The sequence below is a fragment of the Colwellia sp. PAMC 20917 genome, from assembly GCF_001767295.1.
GTDB lineage: Bacteria > Pseudomonadota > Gammaproteobacteria > Enterobacterales > Alteromonadaceae > Colwellia_A.
The window spans coordinates 191030-210790 of sequence record NZ_CP014944.1; the positions used below are offsets into that span (position 1 = coordinate 191030).

Below are 19761 nucleotides of genomic sequence, written 5' to 3' on the forward strand. Positions count from 1 at the left end.
CGTCCAATATCGAGAAGGCTTTTGTTTCCAAGCTTTAAGCTTGGGCCCATTTCGAATACATCAATTATGCGCATCGTTTTATCTCCCACTTGCCCGCGGTACAAACACCGAAGTTACCGGCGGAGGATTTACGGTCAGAAATACCTCCCCAAGAAGACACGACTATTTTTGAGCCCGGCTTCGCTACACTGCAAAGAGTAGCTTTTTTTTCGAATACATCACACAGTGCCTCACCAAGCTGGTTAGAATAATCTGGCGCATCAGCATTCATCCACGTACCATAATGCTTTTCTATCATTTTTATAGATGTATGCCCCATCTGCTTGCGTATCCACTCCATATTTAAGCCTTCCGTTAGTGCGTGACTGGCGAAAGTATGTCTTAGCTGATTTGCGCCTCGTTTCTTAACTTCAGCTTTCAATAAGAAGCCTTTAAAAAATTTTATTGTAAATTCCTTTACATCACGAAATGGTTTTTTACTCCGACTAGATATAAAGACATGCTGAACGGATTCTTTAACTTTTGATTTGTTGTCTTTTTGCAGAACTCTGATTACACGCTTTTTTAAGTGACCTGTTATTTCAAATTGATTTTTCAATATTTCAATTGCATGTGTATTTAAGTCTACTTTTCTAATAGACTTTTTAGTTTTTGGTAACTTATATTTTCCAAGCACTACAGATTTATTTATTTGAATTTCTGCTTTATCAAAATCAACACAATTCCAAGTTAAAGCTAAAATCTCACAAATTCTGAGGCCCGTGACTACGGCTAAAAAGAGAAGGTTCTTTTCAGTTACATATTCAGTATCAGTCTTCTGTAGTGCAATAAGCTCATCTTTTGCGAAAGGACAAGGTTCTAAAATGTGTATCTCAAGCGTTTTTATATCTTGCATTGGATTAATGGCTATTACCCCATCATTAACAGCTATTTTAAATATTGTACGGAGAATTGATAAATGATCATTAATTGTCTTATTGTTCAATTTTTTATGAATTTTACCTCTCCAAACTTTTATTTCAGAATGTTTAATACTCGATATCTCACGTTTACCGAATTTTTTAATCAATCTATTAACTTTTGCTCGGTTTGAGATGTAACTGGAGTAAGCATGTTCACATCTACTTTCATCTAAATATATTTGTGCATAATCTTTAAAAGTATTCATTATAATCACCAAAGGGTAATTATGCCGCAACGCGACTTGTGATAATTCTAATAAAAAACAAAACAAATAACAAGAATAAAACGAACAAAAACATATAGTTAATATTCGCAGATGTTAATATTTATATAAATAGAGAAATAATTATAGTGTGATAAATACAATAGAGTCAGTAAGATATGATTGACGTTTTAAACATGAATTATTTTCAATATTGGTTGAAAATAATTTTGTTTTATCTGTAAAAAATCATTTATGGGTCATTATTATGCGTAGATGAGCATAATTATATTTCAGGGGATTGAAGGTTTACTCTCTAAACCTTAATTATCTATCAATATTGTTTTTAATACCGATCATCAAATATGAGAGGTTATTTTTTGAAGTTAGAATAAGTGGCAGGTATTAAACGTGTTATATACCTAGCCACTGTGTTGAAATTCGCTTATTAATTGTTGTTAACAATTTGTTTAGAACTTTAGCTTCAAAAGCATATAGCGATTACGTTAACTAAAATCTCCGTCTCTATCGTATAAATCAAGTCACTAACCGCCTGTTTATCCTTTTCTAACAAAGAAAGTGGTGTAACGTCACACAACTGAGACTTTGGTAGTGTAAGCCAACTTAATGCTATTTACTCTTCTACAAAGAGTGCTAAGAGCGACTTTTTAATATTTTGGTGATTTTTCAATAATACGTCAAAATGTTCTTTTGAATTCATAATTACGCCCACTCTTTAGATTTAAATTAAATAATAAACGTAGATGATTAGTTACACATCCACGAATATAAAAACATGAATGCTAGCCAACTCAGGTTCGAGCTAACCGAACAAAGTTTTGTGCCATTAATTGTTTATTGAACTCCTCAGCTCCAGACATATTCCACATAGGGTGTAAATATGATGACCCTTGCCATTTATCTCTCTTTGCAATCCATTTTGAAAAGCGCTCATTATGTACATTAGTGATACACAAATGATGACCAGGGAAGTTAATTTCTAAACTATTAACCAATTCCGTCATATAACCTTTCTTTTGATGTTCTTTACGAACACAAATAGCTTCCAAACAAATAATTTTTTCAAGTGGTACTCTCACACCTGAATCAATTGCTTTTCTGAAATCTTGTTCATAAAGAGCAAGCTCAACTAAACCCGGTGGAGGAAGACGAAAGTGTAGTTCTTCTACAAACTCGTCAATATAATCAAATGGAGTGACCGGATAGTTTGATTCTTCTATTCCCTTGATTACTTTTTCTATTGAAATATGAAATAAAGTCATTAATTCCTCTCTTATTTAATTGTGGTTAAAAATGGTGCTATTGAAAAATGTAAATGATTAAGTTTTTGAAGTAGCTTTTTAACTGGAAACTTTTTTCCGTATTTCCCGTAGGTAAGATTTTTATGGGTATGTCCGACTAACTGAGCAACAAGTGCTTCATCGACTTCTTGTTGCTTGAGTTCGTCGATGAACGTATGCCTAAAGCTATAAGCTGAAGGTCGATCATTAGGTAATAAATTTATTGTCGTTGATAAGCGTCCTAACTGTTGGCAATAATTCTTTGACCAGTCATTATCTTTCCCCCCTGGTTTACAGTTAAATAAAGACTTAGGTCTTTTTGATTGAACGCCATTAACAAAGTCTCCAAACCCTAATTTTAAAAGTGTTGGATGTATTGGCACTATTCGATTAGCCCACTCATTTTTCAATCGTTGTTTAGGTTTACTATCATTTACGTGAATACAAATTAAACCATCTTGTTCAATGATATCGTCTGTGTACAACTGGCATGTCTCTCCGGGTCTCAATCCTTGATAAAGTAATACTAATGTTATCCATTGAAAATATTTATCTTTCGTTTTAAAGGCGTCGCTTTGAATTAATAAATTCAATTCGCTCGTTTGCCAGCGTCTCCGCGCTGAATATGAACCAGTGCCTTCGTTATTTCGGTGAGGTATACCATCAAAAGGATTTTTGTCGATATAGTTCATTAAACTACACCACTTAAAAAATTGATAAGCGGCAGCTAAGTAGCCTTTATTGGTTTTGTGAATTCTCTTTTGACTTAACAACAAATCACGATACCTGAGTGCACTACTCGTCGTTGTTTCCGAAACTTTTTTGAGCTTACTAGACTTGATGAAATGTTGAATTCGTTGAGACAATTGCCTAATCGTTGAATCTAAAATTTTCTCTTTATTTTTAGATTCAACAAAGCTATCTAAAGCCGTATTTAGCAATACTTGTTGAACATTTGTTTGATGCGGTAGCTGATGGATAACCTTAATAGGTTGTATAGGAAAATTAAATGTAACGGGGTATTCACAGTCAAATTCTTCACGTAACCCAGTAATACGGTCATTCAAAGATGATTTGAAGTCATGAGGCATTGTTGTTTCATTAATACACTCAATCAACTCAAAAACAGCTAATGAAACAATTAAATTTCGTTTAGTGGCAACAGGCCGAACTTTAGTAAATAAAGATATTTTAATGTCAAAAGGGAAGCCTCTGTTCTTTAACTCTTTTGAAAAACAGATACGGGTAAAATAGGTGCAATTAGTGGCTCTAAATAAGTACATTGTCTCAGGCAATCCTGTTGGACTGATTTAAAAACCTTCAGACATAAAAAAAGCCGTTGAATATCAACGGCTTTCTTCATTTTTAATGTGGCGGTGAGATAGAGATTTGAACTCTAGAAGGGCTATAAACCCTTGCTGGTTTTCAAGACCAGTGCTTTCGACCACTCAGCCATCTCACCTGAATGTCTAAAAACAATTGCTTGCTTGAAGACGAGGCGAATATTAAAGTGTAGAAAAAGACTTGTAAAGCATTTATTTAACAAAAATGTTTGTTTGCTAAAAAAAACAACAAATCGCTAGCTATTTAAACAATCTTCAAGGGTGTATATGGGTAATAATAATTTTTCTGTAAACAAGTGCCGCTGTTCTTGGCTTGATACCTCAAAACCTGATTATGTAAAATACCACGATGAAGAGTGGGGAGTGCCGGTTCATGACGATAAAGTGATGTTTGAATCGCTTGTTTTAGAATCAGCACAAGCTGGCTTAAGTTGGTACACTATTCTTAAGAAACGTGAAGGTTACCGTACGTTATTTTTAGACTTTGATGTAAATAAAGTTGCAAGGTTTACTAACGACGATGTAGAACGTTTAATGCAAGATGCCTCAATAGTACGCAACAGGCTTAAAATAGTAGCGGCTATTAATAATGCACAACGATTTATTGAAATACAGCAAGAGTACGGAAGTTTTTGTCAGTTCATCTGGTCTTATGTTGATAATAAAACCCAAGTTAACAGTATAAATGATACAGAGAAATCAGTTGCTACGTCCCCTATTAGTGATAGATTAGCCAAAGACATGAAGAAGATTGGCTTTAAATTTCTAGGATCAACAACCTTATATTCACACTTACAAGCAACCGGATTGATAAATGACCACTCAAATAGCTGTTTTAGAAAATAAGTGAGTAATACCTTGGAAAATTAACAATCATCAACAAGCCACCTATGCTAGTTAATGCGGCTAAATTTTTTAGTTACAAATATTCACAAATTATTAGTAAATATCAACAAATTTAAGCAACTAAATAATAGTATTTTAAAAAACGCCATGTCATAATATGTCAAGATGTCATAAAGAAAGTTTAAGAGTACTCTTGAATTTGACTTAAATGGCCTTATCTAAAAAGTATAACTAAAGTTATCAGAGGAAGTTTTATGCAATCAAATATTGGTTTACAAGCGAGTAAAAGCTCAGCTATAGAAATTAACAAGGTACTTAAAAATACCTATATGTTGTTATCAATGACATTAGCTTTTAGTGCCGTTACTGCCGCTATTTCTATGTCGTTGAACTTGCCACACGGCGCAGCTCTTATAATGACATTAGTCGCTTTTGGCTTAATGTTTGTTGTAAACAAAAAAGCTGATTCAGCGAGTGGTATTTTTTGGATTTTCGCATTCACTGGTTTAATGGGAGCCTCTCTAGGCCCTATGCTTAACCATTACGCTGCAATGCCTGCCGGTCCTGGAATGATAATGCAAGCCTTAGGTGGTACTGCATTAATATTTTTCGCCTTATCGGGTTATGCATTAACTAGCAAAAAAGACTTCTCATTTATGGGTGGTTTTTTGATGGTCGGTTTAATTGTGGTAATAGTTGCAAGTATTGCAAATATTTTCTTTCAAATACCGGCACTTTCATTAGCAGTTAGCGCAGCTATTATCATGATTATGTCTGGTTTAATCTTATTTGATACTAGTCGTATAATTAATGGTGGTGAAACCAACTACATTCGAGCAACTATTTCTCTATACTTGAATATTTACAACATCTTCGTACATTTATTACACCTTTTAGGCGTAATGGGCGGCGATGATTAATATCGTAAGATAATAGAATGTAAGTGAGTTATTGCTTATAATATGAAACCTCGTTGATCTTACGGTCACCGAGGTTTTTTTATATTCATTTATAATCACTGTTTGCTTGTGTATGTAGGACATTTTGTGAAAAAACTCGCCTTTGTTATTACCACCCCGCCCAACAGTAACTTAACGGCTACTGCTATTAATATGGTTATCGCTGCGTTAAAGAGTGATATTAACGTTGTTGGCGTATTTTTTTATCAAGACGGTGTTTTAAATGGTAGCCAGCACCTTGCACTGCCTAATGACGAATACCAAGCCCACCGACAATGGCAACAATTACATTCTGACTATGATATTCCTTTACACTTATGTGCGACCGCAGCAGAAAAGCGTGGGCTAAGTGATGATATTAATGATGGTCAAACCGCTACTATTCATCAGGCATTTACCTTATCGGGTCTAGGTGAGTTAGTAGAATTGAATGTCAACGCTGATCGTTTAATTCAACTGTAAGGAATTTATCATGTCTCAAGCCAAAAAATCAGTTGCTATCGTTAATGCCAGTGCCCCCTTTTCAGCAGCAAATGCTAAAGATTCTCTTGATGTTGCCCTTATTTTTGGCTCTTATGAACAAGCCATTAGTTTGTATTTTCAAGGTGATGGCGTTTATCAATTAATAGCCAAACAACAACCTGAATTTATTCAACAAAAAGACTTTTTAAAAACGTTAGCGGCATTAAAGTTTTATGATATTGAAAATATTTATGTTTGCCAACATTCACTGACTCAACGTGGCTTGGCTAACGATTTTTCTATTGAAAACGTAGCCGTACTTGACCGTGCAGAGTTCTCGATATCATTACACCAACATCAATCAATATTAAGGTTTTAACCCACATGAGTATGCTTCACTTAGTGCGCACATCCGCTTTTCAAACAAGCGACTTTGAACAATGCCTTGACGTAATACAAGTAAATGACACTATCGTGCTACTTGATGATGGTTGCTATAACCTTAGTCATGATTTATGGCAACAAGCCTTAAGTAAAATAGCGCTGCCCGCGCTTTATATTGTTGAAGCGCACGCACAAGCAAGAGCTATAACAATTGATAAAGAAAAGATAAACACTTTATCACTCGATGCATTAATGACATTGATTTGTGCAACAGAAAAATCGGTAACTTGGCAGTGAGTTTACTTTTCAATGAGCAAGAAATCGCCACCGACAAGCAAGGTTATTTAGTTAACTTTAAAGACTGGCATACAGATTTAGCGCAGATAATTGCGGATAAAGACCAATTGCTATTAACGGAGCAACACTTTGAAGTTATACGCTTTGTTAGAGAGTTCTACCTGACTTACAATACGTCCCCGGCAATAAGAGCGTTAACAAAAGCGATGAAAGCAGAATTTGGCGAAGAAAAATCAAGTAGTCGGTACTTATATCGATTATTCAAAGAAGGGCCAGCAAAACAAGCAACAAAGTATGCTGGTTTACCCAAACCAGCACGCTGTATTTAAACGTTTTACTCTCCGACTATCAATATTAAACTTTAATATTGATAGTGAAACCACTGCTACCTGATGTTGGTAATGCCACGGAGTCAACACTGCCAGCCGAGGCGATAAGCTTTAGCGCCATTTCACCTTCAAGCTCTTGCTGACCTTTAGATAAGGCTGCGGTTTTTAATGCATAACCTGTAGTTATATCTGTTTGCACACTTTCAATATTATTCAATGATAACGACATAAAGCCTCTCACGTTTTAGCTATGCACATAGCAAGTTAGAACAAGTACAACATTTGTCACAAACTATATCGACTCTCTTTATCATAACTTTAGTCAATGATAACATTTACTCAAAAGCTGATAATAACGCTTCCACAGGATGACGAGTCTGCATGTTTCCTAAACGCTTTGTTTGGCTTCTACAGGAGTAGCCAGTCACTAAGACTTGTTTAGCCTCTAATTTAGCTAACTTATCTTGCCAACTCATTTCAAATAACATTTTCGAGTTTTCAAAATTTACTTGCTCATGTCCGTAAGTACCAGCCATACCACAACAGCCCACAGAGACGTTTTCAAGTGTCAAACCAAATAACTTGAATATCTCACGCCATTGCCCTTCACTACCGGCTAATGCCGTTTTCTCAGTACAATGTGCAAATAATTTATAAGGCGCCACTGGTTTATCACCCGTTAGTGATGAAAGTGCTATTTTAGTATTCTTATGTTCTATAACCGTTAATAACCATTCATGGGCTAACAGCACGTGAAAATCGCCACGCTTATCACCAAGCGTTTGTTTATATTCGTCGCGATAGCAAAGCGTTAATGAAGCATCTAAACCGACCATAGGTATATTTAACTGATGAAGTTCATTTAAAAATTCAGCGGTATTTTTAGCTGTCTTTGCAAATTTAGCTAAAAATCCTTTTACGTGCTGCGGTTTACCATTAGGTTTAAACGGTAATAATATTGGGGTAAAACCTAACTTTTCAATTAATGCCATCATAGCTTCAACGACGTTAGCATCATAAAAAGAAGTAAACGGGTCTTGAACGATCAGCACATGACTCGCTTGTTGCTCTTTATTGAGTCCTTGTAAATAAGCAAGGTCAAAGGATTGATAATTTTTTTCTCTGACTTGCTTTGCTAAGGTAGGTACAGAAAGTATCGGAGTATCAATATAACCAATCGTTGCTCGTGAAAATTTGTCGTACCATTTTTGGGATAATACCGAATTTATTAATTTCGGAGATTTGGCCATTAATGGTGTTAATGTTTCTACATTAGCGACTAAGTGATCTTTTAACGGACGGAAGTATCTTGAATGATATAAGTTAACAAAGCGTGCTCTAAAATCTGGAACATCTACTTTTACAGGGCATTGACTCGCACAAGCTTTACAGGCTAAACAGCCTTGCATCGCTTCCATCACTTCGTGAGAAAAATCTTCTTTTTGATGTGCTGAAAAACGATTTTTTATCTTATCTAATAAACGTTTTACAGACCAATGCTGAATATTTTCTTCTAAACTAAGAATGTCGACACCCTTAGCTTCTAAAAGACGTAACCACTCACGCATCAAGCCTGCTCTACCTTTCGGCGAATGCCTTCGGTCACGCGTTACCTTGCTTGAAGGACACATTGGGCTGTCTACATCATAATTGAAACACAAGCCATTGCCATTACAGTCGAGCGCTGAACTAAATGAATCTTTTACCGTTATAGGTATTTGCCGGTCATAGAAACCCCGTTTAGTGTCGTCAACCGAGACTAGTTTTTCACTCGATTCAAGTGGCGTACAAATTTTACCTGGATTCATTTTATTATGCGGGTCGAAAGCACTTTTAATTTTTCTTAGTTCAGTAAATAAATGTTCACCGAAAAATTTTGGACTGTATTCGCTGCGATAACCTTTGCCATGTTCACCCCACATTAAACCACCATATTTAGCGGTTAATGTTACGACTTTATCAGAGATTTCGCGGAGCAACTTTTCTTGTTCAGGATCGCACATATCGAGTGCTGGACGGACATGTAAAACACCCGCATCAACATGACCAAACATGCCGTAGTGCAAACCATAACTATCGAGTAATGCGCGAAACTCAACAATGTAATCCGCTAAGTTTTCGGGTGGCACAGCAGTATCTTCGGCAAAAGCTAATGGTTTTTGACTACCTGCTGTGTTGCCTAACAGGCCAACGGCTTTTTTTCGCATACCATAAAGTTTATTGATACTGCTTAAATCAGTGGTCACTTGATAGCCAATAACACCGGTATTATTGCTAATGTCGCTATCTAAACGTGCTGTTAATTGTGCAACCTGATCGGCTAACGCTTCAATACTGGTGCCGTTGTACTCAACAATATTAATACCGTCCATGACTTTGCTGTCAACATCGGTGATTAAATCACGCACCGAATGCCAGACAATATCTTGTTTGGCTAAATTTAAGACTTTTGAATCAATGGTTTCAACTGAAGTCGCTTTAGCTTCTACAAGTGCCGGTGAATGGCGCAGCGCAGAATCAAAACTGTCATATTTAATTACAATCAGTGTTTTAGCTTTTAAAATTGGCGTTAAGTTGAGTTTTGCCTCACAAACAAAGGCTAACGAACCTTCTGAACCGGTGATCAAACGAGAAATATCAACTTGGCTTAAATCATCGTTAAAAACATTTTCTAGATCATAACCTGTTAAAAAACGATTTAAACGGGGAAATTTTTCTAAAATCAAGGCTCGGTTGTCACGACATGAGGCAAGTACTTGTTTAACAATATGACCGTAACTGCTATTTTGTTGCGCGAGTTCTTCCGCTTCCTCAATGGACATCGGAGATGTTGACAGAAAGTCACCATTGGCTAAAACCGATTCTAGGGCTAAAACATGATTAGAGGTTTTGCCATAGACCAGAGAGCCTTGTCCGGAAGCATCCGTATTAATCATGCCACCAATAGTTGCACGGCTACTGGTTGATAAATCTGGAGAAAAGAAAAAACCGTGTGGACGTAAATAATCATTTAATTGATCTTTGATAACGCCCGCTTCAACACGTATCCAGTTTTCTTCAATATTAATTTCTAAAATACGGTTCATATATTTTGACAAGTCAACGACAATGCCTGGCGTTAAGCTTTGTCCATTGGTGCCAGTTCCACCGCCACGCGCACTAAACTTAATACTTTGATACTTTGGCGTTGAAGACAATTGACTGATCAATTGTACGTCTTGCTTACTTCGAGGATGTAAAACCAATTGTGGTAATTGTTGATAAATGCTGTTGTCGGTAGCAACCGCTAGCCGAGCACTATATTGGCAATTAATTTCACCGCTATATTGACTGTTACCAAGCTCCTGAGAAAACTTTTGATACAGTGGAGCGATAAGTTCTTGATGTTCTAATGAAGGTAAGCTCTGAGACATAGACGAAAAACATATTAACGATTTAAGGTTAAGCTAAGTATATCACGTCAGTTTTGAATTATGACTCAAGTTTTGTTGAAGAGTGCAAAAAGGCTAAGAACTTTTTAACTAAACTTATAGTAAAAAGAACCTAGCCTTTGTTTATTATATTGCCAGTGAGGCTATGACCTCACATTATTAATCGATAAACCACGCTATACGATTATTTATTCTTGTGGTTTTCAGCAATATACAACCAAGTCGCTAATACCGTATCTGGATTAAGCGAAACACTGTCGATACCTTCTTCAACCAACCATGCGGCAAAATCAGGGTGATCTGACGGGCCTTGGCCACAAATACCGACATATTTGCCACGCGCTTTACAAGCTTTAATCGCCATCGACAATAAGGCTTTAATGGCTGGATTGCGTTCATCAAATAAATGAGCGATTAAACCAGAGTCACGGTCTAAACCTAGTGTTAATTGCGTTAAATCGTTTGAACCGATAGAAAATCCGTCAAAATGATCTAGAAATTGATCGGCTAACAAACAGTTCGACGGTAATTCACACATCATAATAACGCGTAAACCATTCTCACCACGTTTTAGACCATTCTCAGCGAGTATTTCAATAACTTGCTCGGCTTCTTCTACCGTACGAACAAATGGGATCATGATTTCAACGTTGGTAAAATCCATGTCGTTTCGCACGCGTTTAATGGCTTCACACTCAAGTGCAAAACATTCACGGAAATCTTTAGAGATATAACGTGCTGCGCCGCGATAGCCAATCATTGGATTTTCTTCTTCCGGTTCAAACACGTCGCCGCCAACTAAGTTAGCATATTCGTTTGATTTGAAATCAGACATTCTAACGATTACTTTCTCAGGCGAATAAGCTGACGCTAAGGTTGCAATACCTTCAGTTAACTTAGCAATATAAAATTCAACTGGGCTAGCATAACCAACGATAATGTCGTTAATTTCATCTTTTAAATCGTCAGATTGCTCATCAAAATTTAACAACGCTTTTGGATGAATGCCAATCATCTTATTAATAATGAATTCTAAACGCGCTAAACCAATACCCGCATGAGGTAAACGAGCAAAACCAAAGGCTCGGTCTGGGTTACCAACATTCATCATTATTTTTAATGGAACTTCTGGCATCGAATCAACTTGAGAAGTGGTTACAGTAAAATCAAGTTTACCTTTGTAGATAAAACCGGTATCACCTTCAGCACAAGAAACGGTAATATCATCGCCATTAGCAATACGTTTTGTCGCATCACCACAACCAACAACCGCAGGAATACCCATTTCACGAGCAATAATTGCAGCATGACAAGTTCTACCACCACGATTAGTAACAATCGCAGAAGCACGCTTCATAATAGGCTCCCAATCAGGATCTGTCATATCGGTGACTAAAACATCACCGGGCTTAATTTTGTCCATTTCAGCCAGTGAAGCTAAAACCTTTGCTTCACCACTACCAATTTTGTGACCTATTGAGCGACCTTCACAAATAACATCAGCGGTTGTTTGTAATTGAAACTGTTCCATGACATTAGCGCTTTCGCGGCTACGAACTGTTTCAGGGCGCGCCTGAACGATGTAAAGCTTACCGTCTAAGCCATCTTTAGCCCATTCAATATCCATTGGACGTTGATAATGCTTTTCAATAATAACGGCTTGTTTGGCAAGTTCTTGAACTTCATCATCGGTTAATGAAAATTGATTAGACAACTTTTCTTCAATATCAACAATTTCAACTTGTTTGCCATGACTTTGATCTGTGGTGTAAATCATTTTTATGGCTTTACTACCAATATTACGACGAACAACCGACGGTCTACCTTTAGCAAGTGTAGGTTTATGAACATAAAATTCATCAGGGTTAACTGCGCCCTGCACCACCATTTCACCTAAACCGTAACTTGAGGTAATAAAGACTACATCTTCAAAGCCAGACTCAGTATCGATAGAGAACATCACACCGCTTGAAGCGATATCACTACGTACCATACGCTGAATGCCAGCAGATAAAGCAACACCTCGATGGTCATAACCTTGATGAACACGGTAAGAAATAGCACGGTCGTTAAATAAAGAAGCGTAAACATGTTTGATCGCTATCATCACAGCGTCAAAACCACGTACGTTTAAGAAAGTTTCTTGTTGTCCCGCAAAAGAAGCATCGGGCATATCTTCTGCCGTTGCTGAAGAACGAACAGCAAATGAAGCATCGTCAGCAAAACCATCGGCTAAGGTGGTGTAGGCTTTTGCTATATCTTGCTGCATTTCAGGTAGAAATGGTGTTTCTATGATCCAATTACGGATTGTTTCACCTGATTTTGATAATGCGGCTAGGTCATCAACATCTAAATTATCAAGCAACTGATATATTTTGTCGTTGATGCCACTTTGTTCTAAGAATTCATTAAATGCGAAGGAAGTCGTAGCAAAACCACCTGGGACTTGCACGCCTACGTTTGAAAGGTTTGAGATCATTTCACCAAGTGATGCATTTTTTCCGCCAACGCGGTCAACATCATTCATTCCTAAAACTTCATACCAAAGTACATTTTCTTGCACGACATCTTCTCCAAAAAAAAAGAAACAAAAATAAATAGATTTATGAGTTATATCAGTATATTTATAGCTTAAGACATTTTACACTGCGAACTTTATAAACTGAAATGTTATTTGAAACATTTCAGTATAAGTTACAGTTATACCCATTTGATTAATTGAATGACCTAGTTTTTATCAGAAAAATGGGTAAATACCCTGTATAAAATTTATTAAGTCATTAAGCTACTTATTAATTTTATCTGGCAGTAGTCATTTATTTTAACTATAAAAAATCTTAGTTAATTTTATTCGCTGGGTATTAAAGATAATAAAGAGGTTTTTAAATGCGCGCTGCTTTTTATATTTCTGATGGCACAGCCATTACATCAGAGGTTTTTGGTCATGCTTTGTTGTCACTTTTCCCAATGGAATTTGATCACGACACTATCTCATTTGTTGAAACTGTTGAAAAAGCAGAAGCAGCAAAAATAAAAATTAATAAAGCCGCTAAACGTACCGGTATGCCACCGTTAGTTTTTCATACCTTTGTTAATAACGACATTAGAAAAATTATTGATAGTTGTGATGGCGTTATTTATAACTTCCTAGAGCATTTTGTCGCGCCACTTGAGAAAGAACTGCAACTAGACGCTAAGCCTACCGCTCATCGCACGCACAGTATTCACGAAAATAGTTATGATTACCGTATTGATGCGGTTAATTATTCACTGGCTAATGATGACGGTTCAAATGTTACCAATTATGAGCATGCCGACGTTATTCTCGTCGGTGTATCGCGCTCGGGTAAAACACCAACCTCGTTATACCTCGCACTACAATATGGTATTAAAGCGGCGAACTACCCTTTTACTGATGATGATATGGACGACCTGACTTTACCTGACTTTTTAAAACCTCATAAAAAGAAACTGTTTGGCTTAACTATCGACGCGCAACGCTTAATTGATATTCGCGGTGAAAGATTAGCGAACAGTAAATACTCATCAGCACGACAGTGTCGAATGGAAGTTAGAGAAGTGGAAAAACTGTATAAAAAAGAAAAAATTCCCTTCCTTAACAGCACAAAGTTTTCCGTAGAAGAAATATCAGCAAAAATCCTAAATGAAACAGGCTTACAACGCTATAAATATTAACTTAGTTCAAATTAATCTTTCAAAATACAGAAAGCATTTCACATAAGCCGCTAATTTGGTTATGTTAGCGCGATAAATTATATTGCGCTGGCTTTTTTATTGCGCATTAACGCCTTCAAATAAAAAAATTAGATTACCATGACTATTAAAACGGATGAATTTAGAACCACGCTAATTGAAAACCTTGTTTCTCCTGAAGAATTAGCACAGCAAATCCCACTAGATGATGAAACAGCGAGTTTTATCATCCAAAGCAGAAAAGACATTGAAGCGATTATCACCGGTGACGACGACCGTTTACTGGTCATTATTGGCCCGTGTTCAATTCATGACACCACTGCTGCTGTTGATTACGCAGAGAAACTTAAAGTATTACATGATAAGTACCGAGATGATTTATTGATTGTCATGCGTGTTTATTTTGAAAAGCCTCGTACAACGGTTGGCTGGAAAGGCTTGATCAGTGACCCTGATTTAGATAAATCTTTTCATGTAGCCAAAGGCTTAAACCTAGCTCGCTCATTATTAATGGATATTAATAAACTCGGTTTACCTGCGGGCACTGAATTTTTAGATATGGTGACCGGCCAATATATTTCAGACTTAATAAGCTGGGGAGCTATTGGTGCTAGAACAACTGAAAGCCAAGTTCACCGAGAATTAGCTTCAGCACTTTCATGTCCGGTAGGTTTTAAAAATGGCACTGACGGAAATGTACAGATTGCTGTTGACGCCATCAATGCCTCAAGTGTGCCTCATGTTTTATACTCACCTAATAAAAGTGGTCAAATGTGTATTTATCAAACGCATGGTAACCCATTTGCTCATGTTATTTTACGTGGCGGTAAAGAGCCGAACTATCACGCAGAAAACATTAGTAAGACCGGTGAAGTATTAGCTAAAGCTGGCTTAGAAAATCGTATTATGATCGATTGTAGCCATGGTAATAGTTTTAAAGACCATAACAAACAAATTGACGTTGCTCGCTCTTTAAGAGCTCAAATGGAGCAAGGTGACAAGGCTATATTTGGTGTCATGGTTGAAAGCTTCTTAGTTGAGGGTAATCAAAAAGTCGTTGATGTTAACAAACTCACCTACGGACAAAGTATCACTGATGCCTGTATTAACTTAGACACCAGTGTCAGTTTGTTAGATGAGTTATCGGCGGCTGTTCAAGCTAAACGTTCAACTCAACGTTAAATTTGTCTATAAGGTATATTTCAACGCTTAAATAAAAAAGCCGCTGAGGATAACTCCCCAGCGGCTTTTTTATATTCAACAAAATTTATCTAAATGAAACGAAACCAAACACCGTAACGTAAAGTGTTTGGTTAGCTCCGTTTGTTGCTAATGCTCAACCAATTCTTTCTTTTGAATATAACTGAGTACTAATTTATCTTTTTTGACACCAACTTTCGCCACGCCACCGTGTGTTAGATCACCAAACAATAATTCATTAGCTAATGGTTTCTTTAAGTGCTCTTGTATTAGACGTGACATAGGTCGAGCGCCCATCGATTTATCATAACCGTTAACAGCCAACCATTTTCTAGCGTCTTTCGTTAATTCTAATGAAACGCCTTTTTGATCAAGTAGTGCTTGTAGTTCAACAATAAATTTATCAACCACTTGTTGAATAACAACTTCATCTAAATGGTTGAACCAGACAATATTGTCTAAACGATTTCTAAATTCAGGTGAGAAGGTTTTATTAATTTCACCCATTGCATCAATTGACTGATCTTGTTGTTTAAAACCAATAGATTGGCGAGTTATTTCATGAGCTCCCGCATTGGTTGTTAACACTAAAACAATATTTCTAAAATCAGCTTTACGACCGTTATTATCAGTTAATGTTCCGTGGTCCATGACCTGCAATAAAATGTTATAAACATCTTCATGCGCTTTTTCAATCTCATCTAACAAGACCACAGAATGAGGGTGCTTAATAACTGCATCCGTTAATAAACCGCCTTGCTCATAACCCACATAACCTGGAGGAGCACCTATTAAGCGGCTTACCGCATGTTTCTCCATGTACTCTGACATGTCGTAGCGTAATAGTTCGACACCTAAAGATTTAGCCAATTGTTGTGTTACTTCTGTTTTACCCACCCCAGTTGGCCCGGCAAATAAGAACGAACCAACAGGTTTGTGTTCATTGCCTAAACCAGCACGAGATAAGCGAATTACTGAAGTCAGTTCATCAATAGCGTGATCTTGTCCAAAAACAACCATTTTCAAATTACGGTCTAATGTCTTAAGACTATCTTTTTCTGATGATGAAACTGACTTTTCAGGGATCCTCGCCATTTTGGCAACAATAGATTCTATATCACTGTCGTTAATTACTTTTTTACGCTTAGAAGCAGCAACTAGTTGTTGTTTTGCACCTGCTTCATCAATAACATCAATGGCTTTATCGGGAAGAAAACGCTCATTGATATATTTAGCTGACAATTGTGCGGCTGCACGCAAGGCTTTATTGGTATAACGAATACCGTGATGTGATTCGTATTTTTCTTTTAAACCATGCAATATCTTAGTGGTGTCGTCAACACTTGGCTCAACAACATCTATTTTTTGAAAACGGCGCGCTAATGCACGATCTTTTTCAAAAACACTTTGGTATTCTTGATAGGTCGTTGAACCCATGCAACGGAGTTTTCCTGATGATAATAATGGTTTTATTAAATTAGAAGCGTCCATCATGCCACCTGAAGCAGCACCCGCACCAATTATCGTATGAATTTCATCGATAAATAGAATGGCATTGCCCTCTTCTTCTAACTCTTTTAATAAGCCTTTAAAACGTTTTTCAAAATCACCACGGTATTTGGTGCCTGCTAATAAAGCGCCCATATCAAGCGAGTAAATAGTGGTTTCAGCTAAGAATTCAGGTACATCATCAGAAATAACTAAATTGGCAAGTCCTTCGGCAATAGCCGTTTTACCCACACCTGCTTCACCAACAAATAAAGGGTTATTCTTACGGCGACGACTTAGCACCTGTAAAGTCCGTTCTAATTCGCTATCGCGACCAATTAACGGATCAATATTCCCTTTTCTCGCTTCTTCGTTAAGATTAGTAGCAAAGTTTTCAATAGTACGGGGTTCTTCGACGTGTGGTTCTTCGGTAGATTGCGGAGAATCCGTCTGTTCTATTTTAGAAATTCCATGAGAAATAAAATTGACAATATCTAAACGGCTAATGTCTGATTTTTTCAGAAAATAAGCTGCTTGAGATTCTTGTTCACTGAAAATAGCAACCAGGACATTGGATCCGTTAACTTCACTTTTTCCAGAAGATTGCACATGAAAAACAGCTCGTTGTAATACACGCTGAAAACCTAACGTTGGTTGAGTTTCACGTTCAATTTCCCCTTCTGGGATCACTGGCGTTGTTTCGGCTATAAAATCTAATAACTCTTTACGTATTTTTCCCATATCGGCAGCACAAGCTTTAAGTGCTTCGATTGATGAAGGGTTATCTAATAAGGCTAATAATAAATGCTCAACCGTCATAAATTCATGACGGGAGTCCTTGGCTTGACGGAAAGCCATATTTAATGATATTTCTAAATCTTTGTTCAGCATAGACTACTCCACTTTAAACCATGCGAATTCACGCTTTTTCCATTGTACATTGCAATGGGTGCTCATTTTCTAATGCGTATTGATTAACTTGTTCAACTTTTGTTTCTGCTATTTCAGCAGTAAAAGTACCGCATCGCCCCTTTCCTTTATAATGAATCTCTAACATTACGTCGGTCGCCTTATCTGAGTTCATATTAAAAAATCGACACAGCACATCTATGACAAAATCCATCGGCGTATAATCATCGTTAAGTAACACAACAGTATACATAGGGGGCTTTTCAAATTGCTCTACAAGTTCGTCTTCAAGGACTTCTTGATTATCTAGTAACTCTTTCCACTTGCTCATAATTTTATATTAGTCTGTACCTAGTGATTTTGCTTTAACATTTAAAAAAATAAATATTCAATTAACTGATAAATTTAACTTGATTATTTATGTAACTTGTCTACTGTTTACTTTAGTGATTATTTTTTAATCATTAATACATTTATGTTAATGCTTTTATGCAAGCATACCTAATTACCGATGTAGAAGGAAGTTGAAGTATGGCTCACGGGACAGTGAAGTGGTTTAATAATGCAAAAGGGTTTGGTTTTATTCGTCCAGAGGATGGTGGTGAAGATATTTTCGCGCATTATTCAACAATCCAAATGGAAGGATACCGTACATTAAAAGCTGGTCAAGACGTTGATTATGAACTAAATGCAGGCCCAAAAGGTCATCATGCTGCTAGTATTACACCTGATGAAATTGAAGCTATGGGTGAAGAATAATTTTCTATTGCGCTACAATAATCGAATAAAATACCTGTTTGCTCATCTAGCAACCAGGTATTTTTTTATCAGTGCTTGTAACTAATTGAAATAGAGATACCCAAGAGAAACATAGGCAGCATAAAACAACAGTAAAAAGATGGATTTTAGTTTGCCTATTGAATGACCAAACAATAAGAATACGGTCAATACCAACGTAATAAATAACAAAGCCCACTGATCAAACTCGGCAAATCTTCCTTGGAACGAAATGGGTGAAATTAAAGAAGAAACACCAAGAATGCCCAGAATATTAAAAATGTTACTGCCAACAACATTTGCAACAGCTACATCCATGTGTTTTCTTAATACCGCCATTACCGAAATAGTAAATTCGGGCAGAGATGTACCTACAGCAACTAAAGTGAGCCCTATAAGCGCGTCAGAAACTCCTAAGGCTTTGGCAATAATCGTTGCTCCATTAACAAACCATTGTGCGCCTAGCATCAGAAAACCTAAACCGAATGCTATCGATAATATCACCAACCATGTTTTGTGAGGTTTAGTGTGTAGCTCTTTTCCTTCAGCTTGGTGGAGTTTATGTGAAGCCGTATTATGATTTTTCTCTTTGTAAATGGTAAAACCTAAATAAGCCAGAAGCGCACTAATCATCACCACACCAGAAATAATAGAGAAAGAACCCGTTAGCCCTATTAACATCAGTAAACAAACAGCACCTAGCATCACTATCGCATCACGTTTAAGGGCAGACTGTTTAAACGCCAAAGGGGCTATTAATCCACAAGTACCAATAATAAGACCAATATTGCCTATATTACTCCCCATGATGTTCCCTAATGCCACAGCTGAATTGTTATTCATGATGGCATTTACTGAAACGATTAATTCTGGCATGGAGGTGCCAAAACCAACAATGACTAAACCACTTAAAAAAGGAGAAACGTTAAGTTTGTTCGCCGCAGACATGGCCCCACGTATCAAAAGTTCACCGCCAATGATTAACATTAACAGTCCTACAATCATCATTATATAATTCATTAATTTGCCTGAAGATATCCAACAAAAACATTTTCTATATTATATCTTTAAAATACCAAAAAGATGACAGTTTTTTGTAGGCTTTGTTGAAGTTAACTTCTATAATTGTAAATATTATGATCAATAAAAATATTAA

General features: G+C 36.7%; 18 protein-coding genes and 1 tRNA gene. 9 read left to right on the forward strand and 10 right to left on the reverse strand.

Annotation, left to right across the window (positions count from 1 at the left end):
* Positions 1–64: 64 nt before the first annotated feature.
* The 4 genes from A3Q34_RS00850 to A3Q34_RS00865 all read right to left on the reverse strand — a co-directional run bounded on the left by A3Q34_RS00850 (position 65) and on the right by A3Q34_RS00865 (position 3928).
* A complete protein-coding gene (locus A3Q34_RS00850; RefSeq protein WP_070373644.1) occupies positions 65–1168 on the reverse strand; it encodes a tyrosine-type recombinase/integrase in 1104 nt (367 codons plus the stop codon).
* A gap of 809 nt (positions 1169–1977) precedes the next feature.
* Positions 1978–2448, reverse strand: a complete 471-nt coding sequence (locus A3Q34_RS00855; protein ID WP_070373645.1) for a hypothetical protein — start codon at positions 2446–2448, stop codon at positions 1978–1980.
* A gap of 11 nt (positions 2449–2459) precedes the next feature.
* Complete coding sequence (locus A3Q34_RS00860) at positions 2460–3749, reverse strand: site-specific integrase (protein WP_070373646.1); 1290 nt, start codon at positions 3747–3749, stop codon at positions 2460–2462.
* Between the two features lie 88 nt (positions 3750–3837).
* Positions 3838–3928 (reverse strand) — tRNA-Ser (locus A3Q34_RS00865).
* Between the two features lie 148 nt (positions 3929–4076).
* Here A3Q34_RS00865 and A3Q34_RS00870 point away from each other — a divergent pair.
* The 6 genes from A3Q34_RS00870 (at position 4077) to A3Q34_RS00895 (ending at position 7086) form a co-directional block, all read left to right on the forward strand.
* Positions 4077–4655, forward strand: a complete 579-nt coding sequence (locus A3Q34_RS00870) for a DNA-3-methyladenine glycosylase I (protein WP_070373647.1) — start codon at positions 4077–4079, stop codon at positions 4653–4655.
* Between the two features lie 254 nt (positions 4656–4909).
* A complete protein-coding gene (locus tag A3Q34_RS00875; protein WP_070373648.1) occupies positions 4910–5575 on the forward strand; it encodes a Bax inhibitor-1/YccA family protein in 666 nt (221 codons plus the stop codon).
* Positions 5576–5701: 126 nt separating this feature from the next.
* Entirely contained in the window at positions 5702–6076 is a 375-nt protein-coding gene (tusD, locus tag A3Q34_RS00880; protein WP_070373649.1) for a sulfurtransferase complex subunit TusD, read from the forward strand.
* Between the two features lie 10 nt (positions 6077–6086).
* Positions 6087–6455 (forward strand): sulfurtransferase complex subunit TusC, encoded by a 369-nt coding sequence (gene tusC, locus A3Q34_RS00885; RefSeq protein WP_070373650.1) that lies wholly within the window; start codon positions 6087–6089, stop codon positions 6453–6455.
* A gap of 5 nt (positions 6456–6460) precedes the next feature.
* Complete coding sequence (gene tusB / locus A3Q34_RS00890) at positions 6461–6757, forward strand: sulfurtransferase complex subunit TusB (RefSeq protein ID WP_070373651.1); 297 nt, start codon at positions 6461–6463, stop codon at positions 6755–6757.
* The gene (locus A3Q34_RS00895; RefSeq protein WP_070373652.1) at positions 6748–7086 is read left to right on the forward strand and encodes a TusE/DsrC/DsvC family sulfur relay protein; all 339 of its coding nucleotides are present in this window, start codon (positions 6748–6750) and stop codon (positions 7084–7086) included. The genes tusB and A3Q34_RS00895 overlap by 10 nt, the downstream gene beginning before the upstream one ends.
* Before the next feature lie 25 nt (positions 7087–7111).
* Here the strand turns inward: A3Q34_RS00895 and A3Q34_RS00900 are convergent, their stop codons facing one another.
* The 3 genes from A3Q34_RS00900 to ppsA form a co-directional block, all read right to left on the reverse strand.
* A complete protein-coding gene (locus tag A3Q34_RS00900; RefSeq protein WP_070373653.1) occupies positions 7112–7315 on the reverse strand; it encodes a hypothetical protein in 204 nt (67 codons plus the stop codon).
* A gap of 106 nt (positions 7316–7421) precedes the next feature.
* Positions 7422–10499, reverse strand: a complete 3078-nt coding sequence (ydiJ, locus tag A3Q34_RS00905) for a D-2-hydroxyglutarate dehydrogenase YdiJ (RefSeq protein WP_070373654.1) — start codon at positions 10497–10499, stop codon at positions 7422–7424.
* A 202-nt stretch (positions 10500–10701) separates the two neighbouring features.
* Positions 10702–13080 carry a phosphoenolpyruvate synthase gene (ppsA, locus tag A3Q34_RS00910; RefSeq protein ID WP_070373655.1) on the reverse strand — a complete coding sequence of 793 codons (2379 nt, stop codon included), beginning with the start codon at positions 13078–13080 and terminating at the stop codon, positions 10702–10704.
* Between the two features lie 323 nt (positions 13081–13403).
* Here ppsA and ppsR point away from each other — a divergent pair, with 323 nt between their 5' ends.
* Both ppsR and A3Q34_RS00920 read left to right on the forward strand, forming a co-directional pair.
* Positions 13404–14213, forward strand: a complete 810-nt coding sequence (gene ppsR / locus A3Q34_RS00915; RefSeq protein ID WP_070373656.1) for a posphoenolpyruvate synthetase regulatory kinase/phosphorylase PpsR — start codon at positions 13404–13406, stop codon at positions 14211–14213.
* Positions 14214–14351: 138 nt separating this feature from the next.
* Positions 14352–15413, forward strand: coding sequence for a 3-deoxy-7-phosphoheptulonate synthase (locus A3Q34_RS00920; RefSeq protein WP_070373657.1), 1062 nt, complete (start codon positions 14352–14354; stop codon positions 15411–15413).
* Between the two features lie 147 nt (positions 15414–15560).
* On the opposite strand, the gene clpA is transcribed toward A3Q34_RS00920, so the two are convergent.
* Positions 15561–17810: an ATP-dependent Clp protease ATP-binding subunit ClpA gene (gene clpA, locus A3Q34_RS00925; RefSeq protein ID WP_070373658.1), complete on the reverse strand. Its 2250-nt coding sequence runs from the start codon at positions 17808–17810 to the stop codon at positions 15561–15563.
* Between the two features lie 28 nt (positions 17811–17838).
* Positions 17839–18159: an ATP-dependent Clp protease adapter ClpS gene (clpS, locus tag A3Q34_RS00930; protein WP_070373659.1), complete on the reverse strand. Its 321-nt coding sequence runs from the start codon at positions 18157–18159 to the stop codon at positions 17839–17841.
* A 200-nt stretch (positions 18160–18359) separates the two neighbouring features.
* On the opposite strand from clpS, the gene cspD reads away from it, so the two are divergent.
* Positions 18360–18587: a cold shock domain-containing protein CspD gene (gene cspD / locus A3Q34_RS00935; protein WP_070373660.1), complete on the forward strand. Its 228-nt coding sequence runs from the start codon at positions 18360–18362 to the stop codon at positions 18585–18587.
* 81 nt (positions 18588–18668) lie between these two features.
* Here the strand turns inward: cspD and A3Q34_RS00940 are convergent, their stop codons facing one another.
* Positions 18669–19625, reverse strand: coding sequence for a calcium/sodium antiporter (locus A3Q34_RS00940; protein ID WP_070373661.1), 957 nt, complete (start codon positions 19623–19625; stop codon positions 18669–18671).
* Between the last annotated feature and the right edge of the window lie 136 nt (positions 19626–19761).

Bases quoted from the DNA above. Each gene is read 5' to 3' on its own strand.
- A3Q34_RS00850 (WP_070373644.1), bottom strand. From the start codon at position 1,168: ATGAATACTTTTAAAGATTATGCACAAATATATTTAGATGAAAGTAGA.
- A3Q34_RS00855 (WP_070373645.1), bottom strand. From the start codon at position 2,448: ATGACTTTATTTCATATTTCAATAGAAAAAGTAATCAAGGGAATAGAA.
- A3Q34_RS00860 (WP_070373646.1), bottom strand. From the start codon at position 3,749: ATGTACTTATTTAGAGCCACTAATTGCACCTATTTTACCCGTATCTGT.
- A3Q34_RS00870 (WP_070373647.1), top strand. From the start codon at position 4,077: ATGGGTAATAATAATTTTTCTGTAAACAAGTGCCGCTGTTCTTGGCTT.
- A3Q34_RS00875 (WP_070373648.1), top strand. From the start codon at position 4,910: ATGCAATCAAATATTGGTTTACAAGCGAGTAAAAGCTCAGCTATAGAA.
- tusC (WP_070373650.1), top strand. From the start codon at position 6,087: ATGTCTCAAGCCAAAAAATCAGTTGCTATCGTTAATGCCAGTGCCCCC.
- tusB (WP_070373651.1), top strand. From the start codon at position 6,461: ATGAGTATGCTTCACTTAGTGCGCACATCCGCTTTTCAAACAAGCGAC.
- A3Q34_RS00900 (WP_070373653.1), bottom strand. From the start codon at position 7,315: ATGTCGTTATCATTGAATAATATTGAAAGTGTGCAAACAGATATAACT.
- ydiJ (WP_070373654.1), bottom strand. From the start codon at position 10,499: ATGTCTCAGAGCTTACCTTCATTAGAACATCAAGAACTTATCGCTCCA.
- ppsR (WP_070373656.1), top strand. From the start codon at position 13,404: ATGCGCGCTGCTTTTTATATTTCTGATGGCACAGCCATTACATCAGAG.
- A3Q34_RS00920 (WP_070373657.1), top strand. From the start codon at position 14,352: ATGACTATTAAAACGGATGAATTTAGAACCACGCTAATTGAAAACCTT.
- clpA (WP_070373658.1), bottom strand. From the start codon at position 17,810: ATGCTGAACAAAGATTTAGAAATATCATTAAATATGGCTTTCCGTCAA.
- clpS (WP_070373659.1), bottom strand. From the start codon at position 18,159: ATGAGCAAGTGGAAAGAGTTACTAGATAATCAAGAAGTCCTTGAAGAC.
- cspD (WP_070373660.1), top strand. From the start codon at position 18,360: ATGGCTCACGGGACAGTGAAGTGGTTTAATAATGCAAAAGGGTTTGGT.
- A3Q34_RS00940 (WP_070373661.1), bottom strand. From the start codon at position 19,625: ATGAATTATATAATGATGATTGTAGGACTGTTAATGTTAATCATTGGC.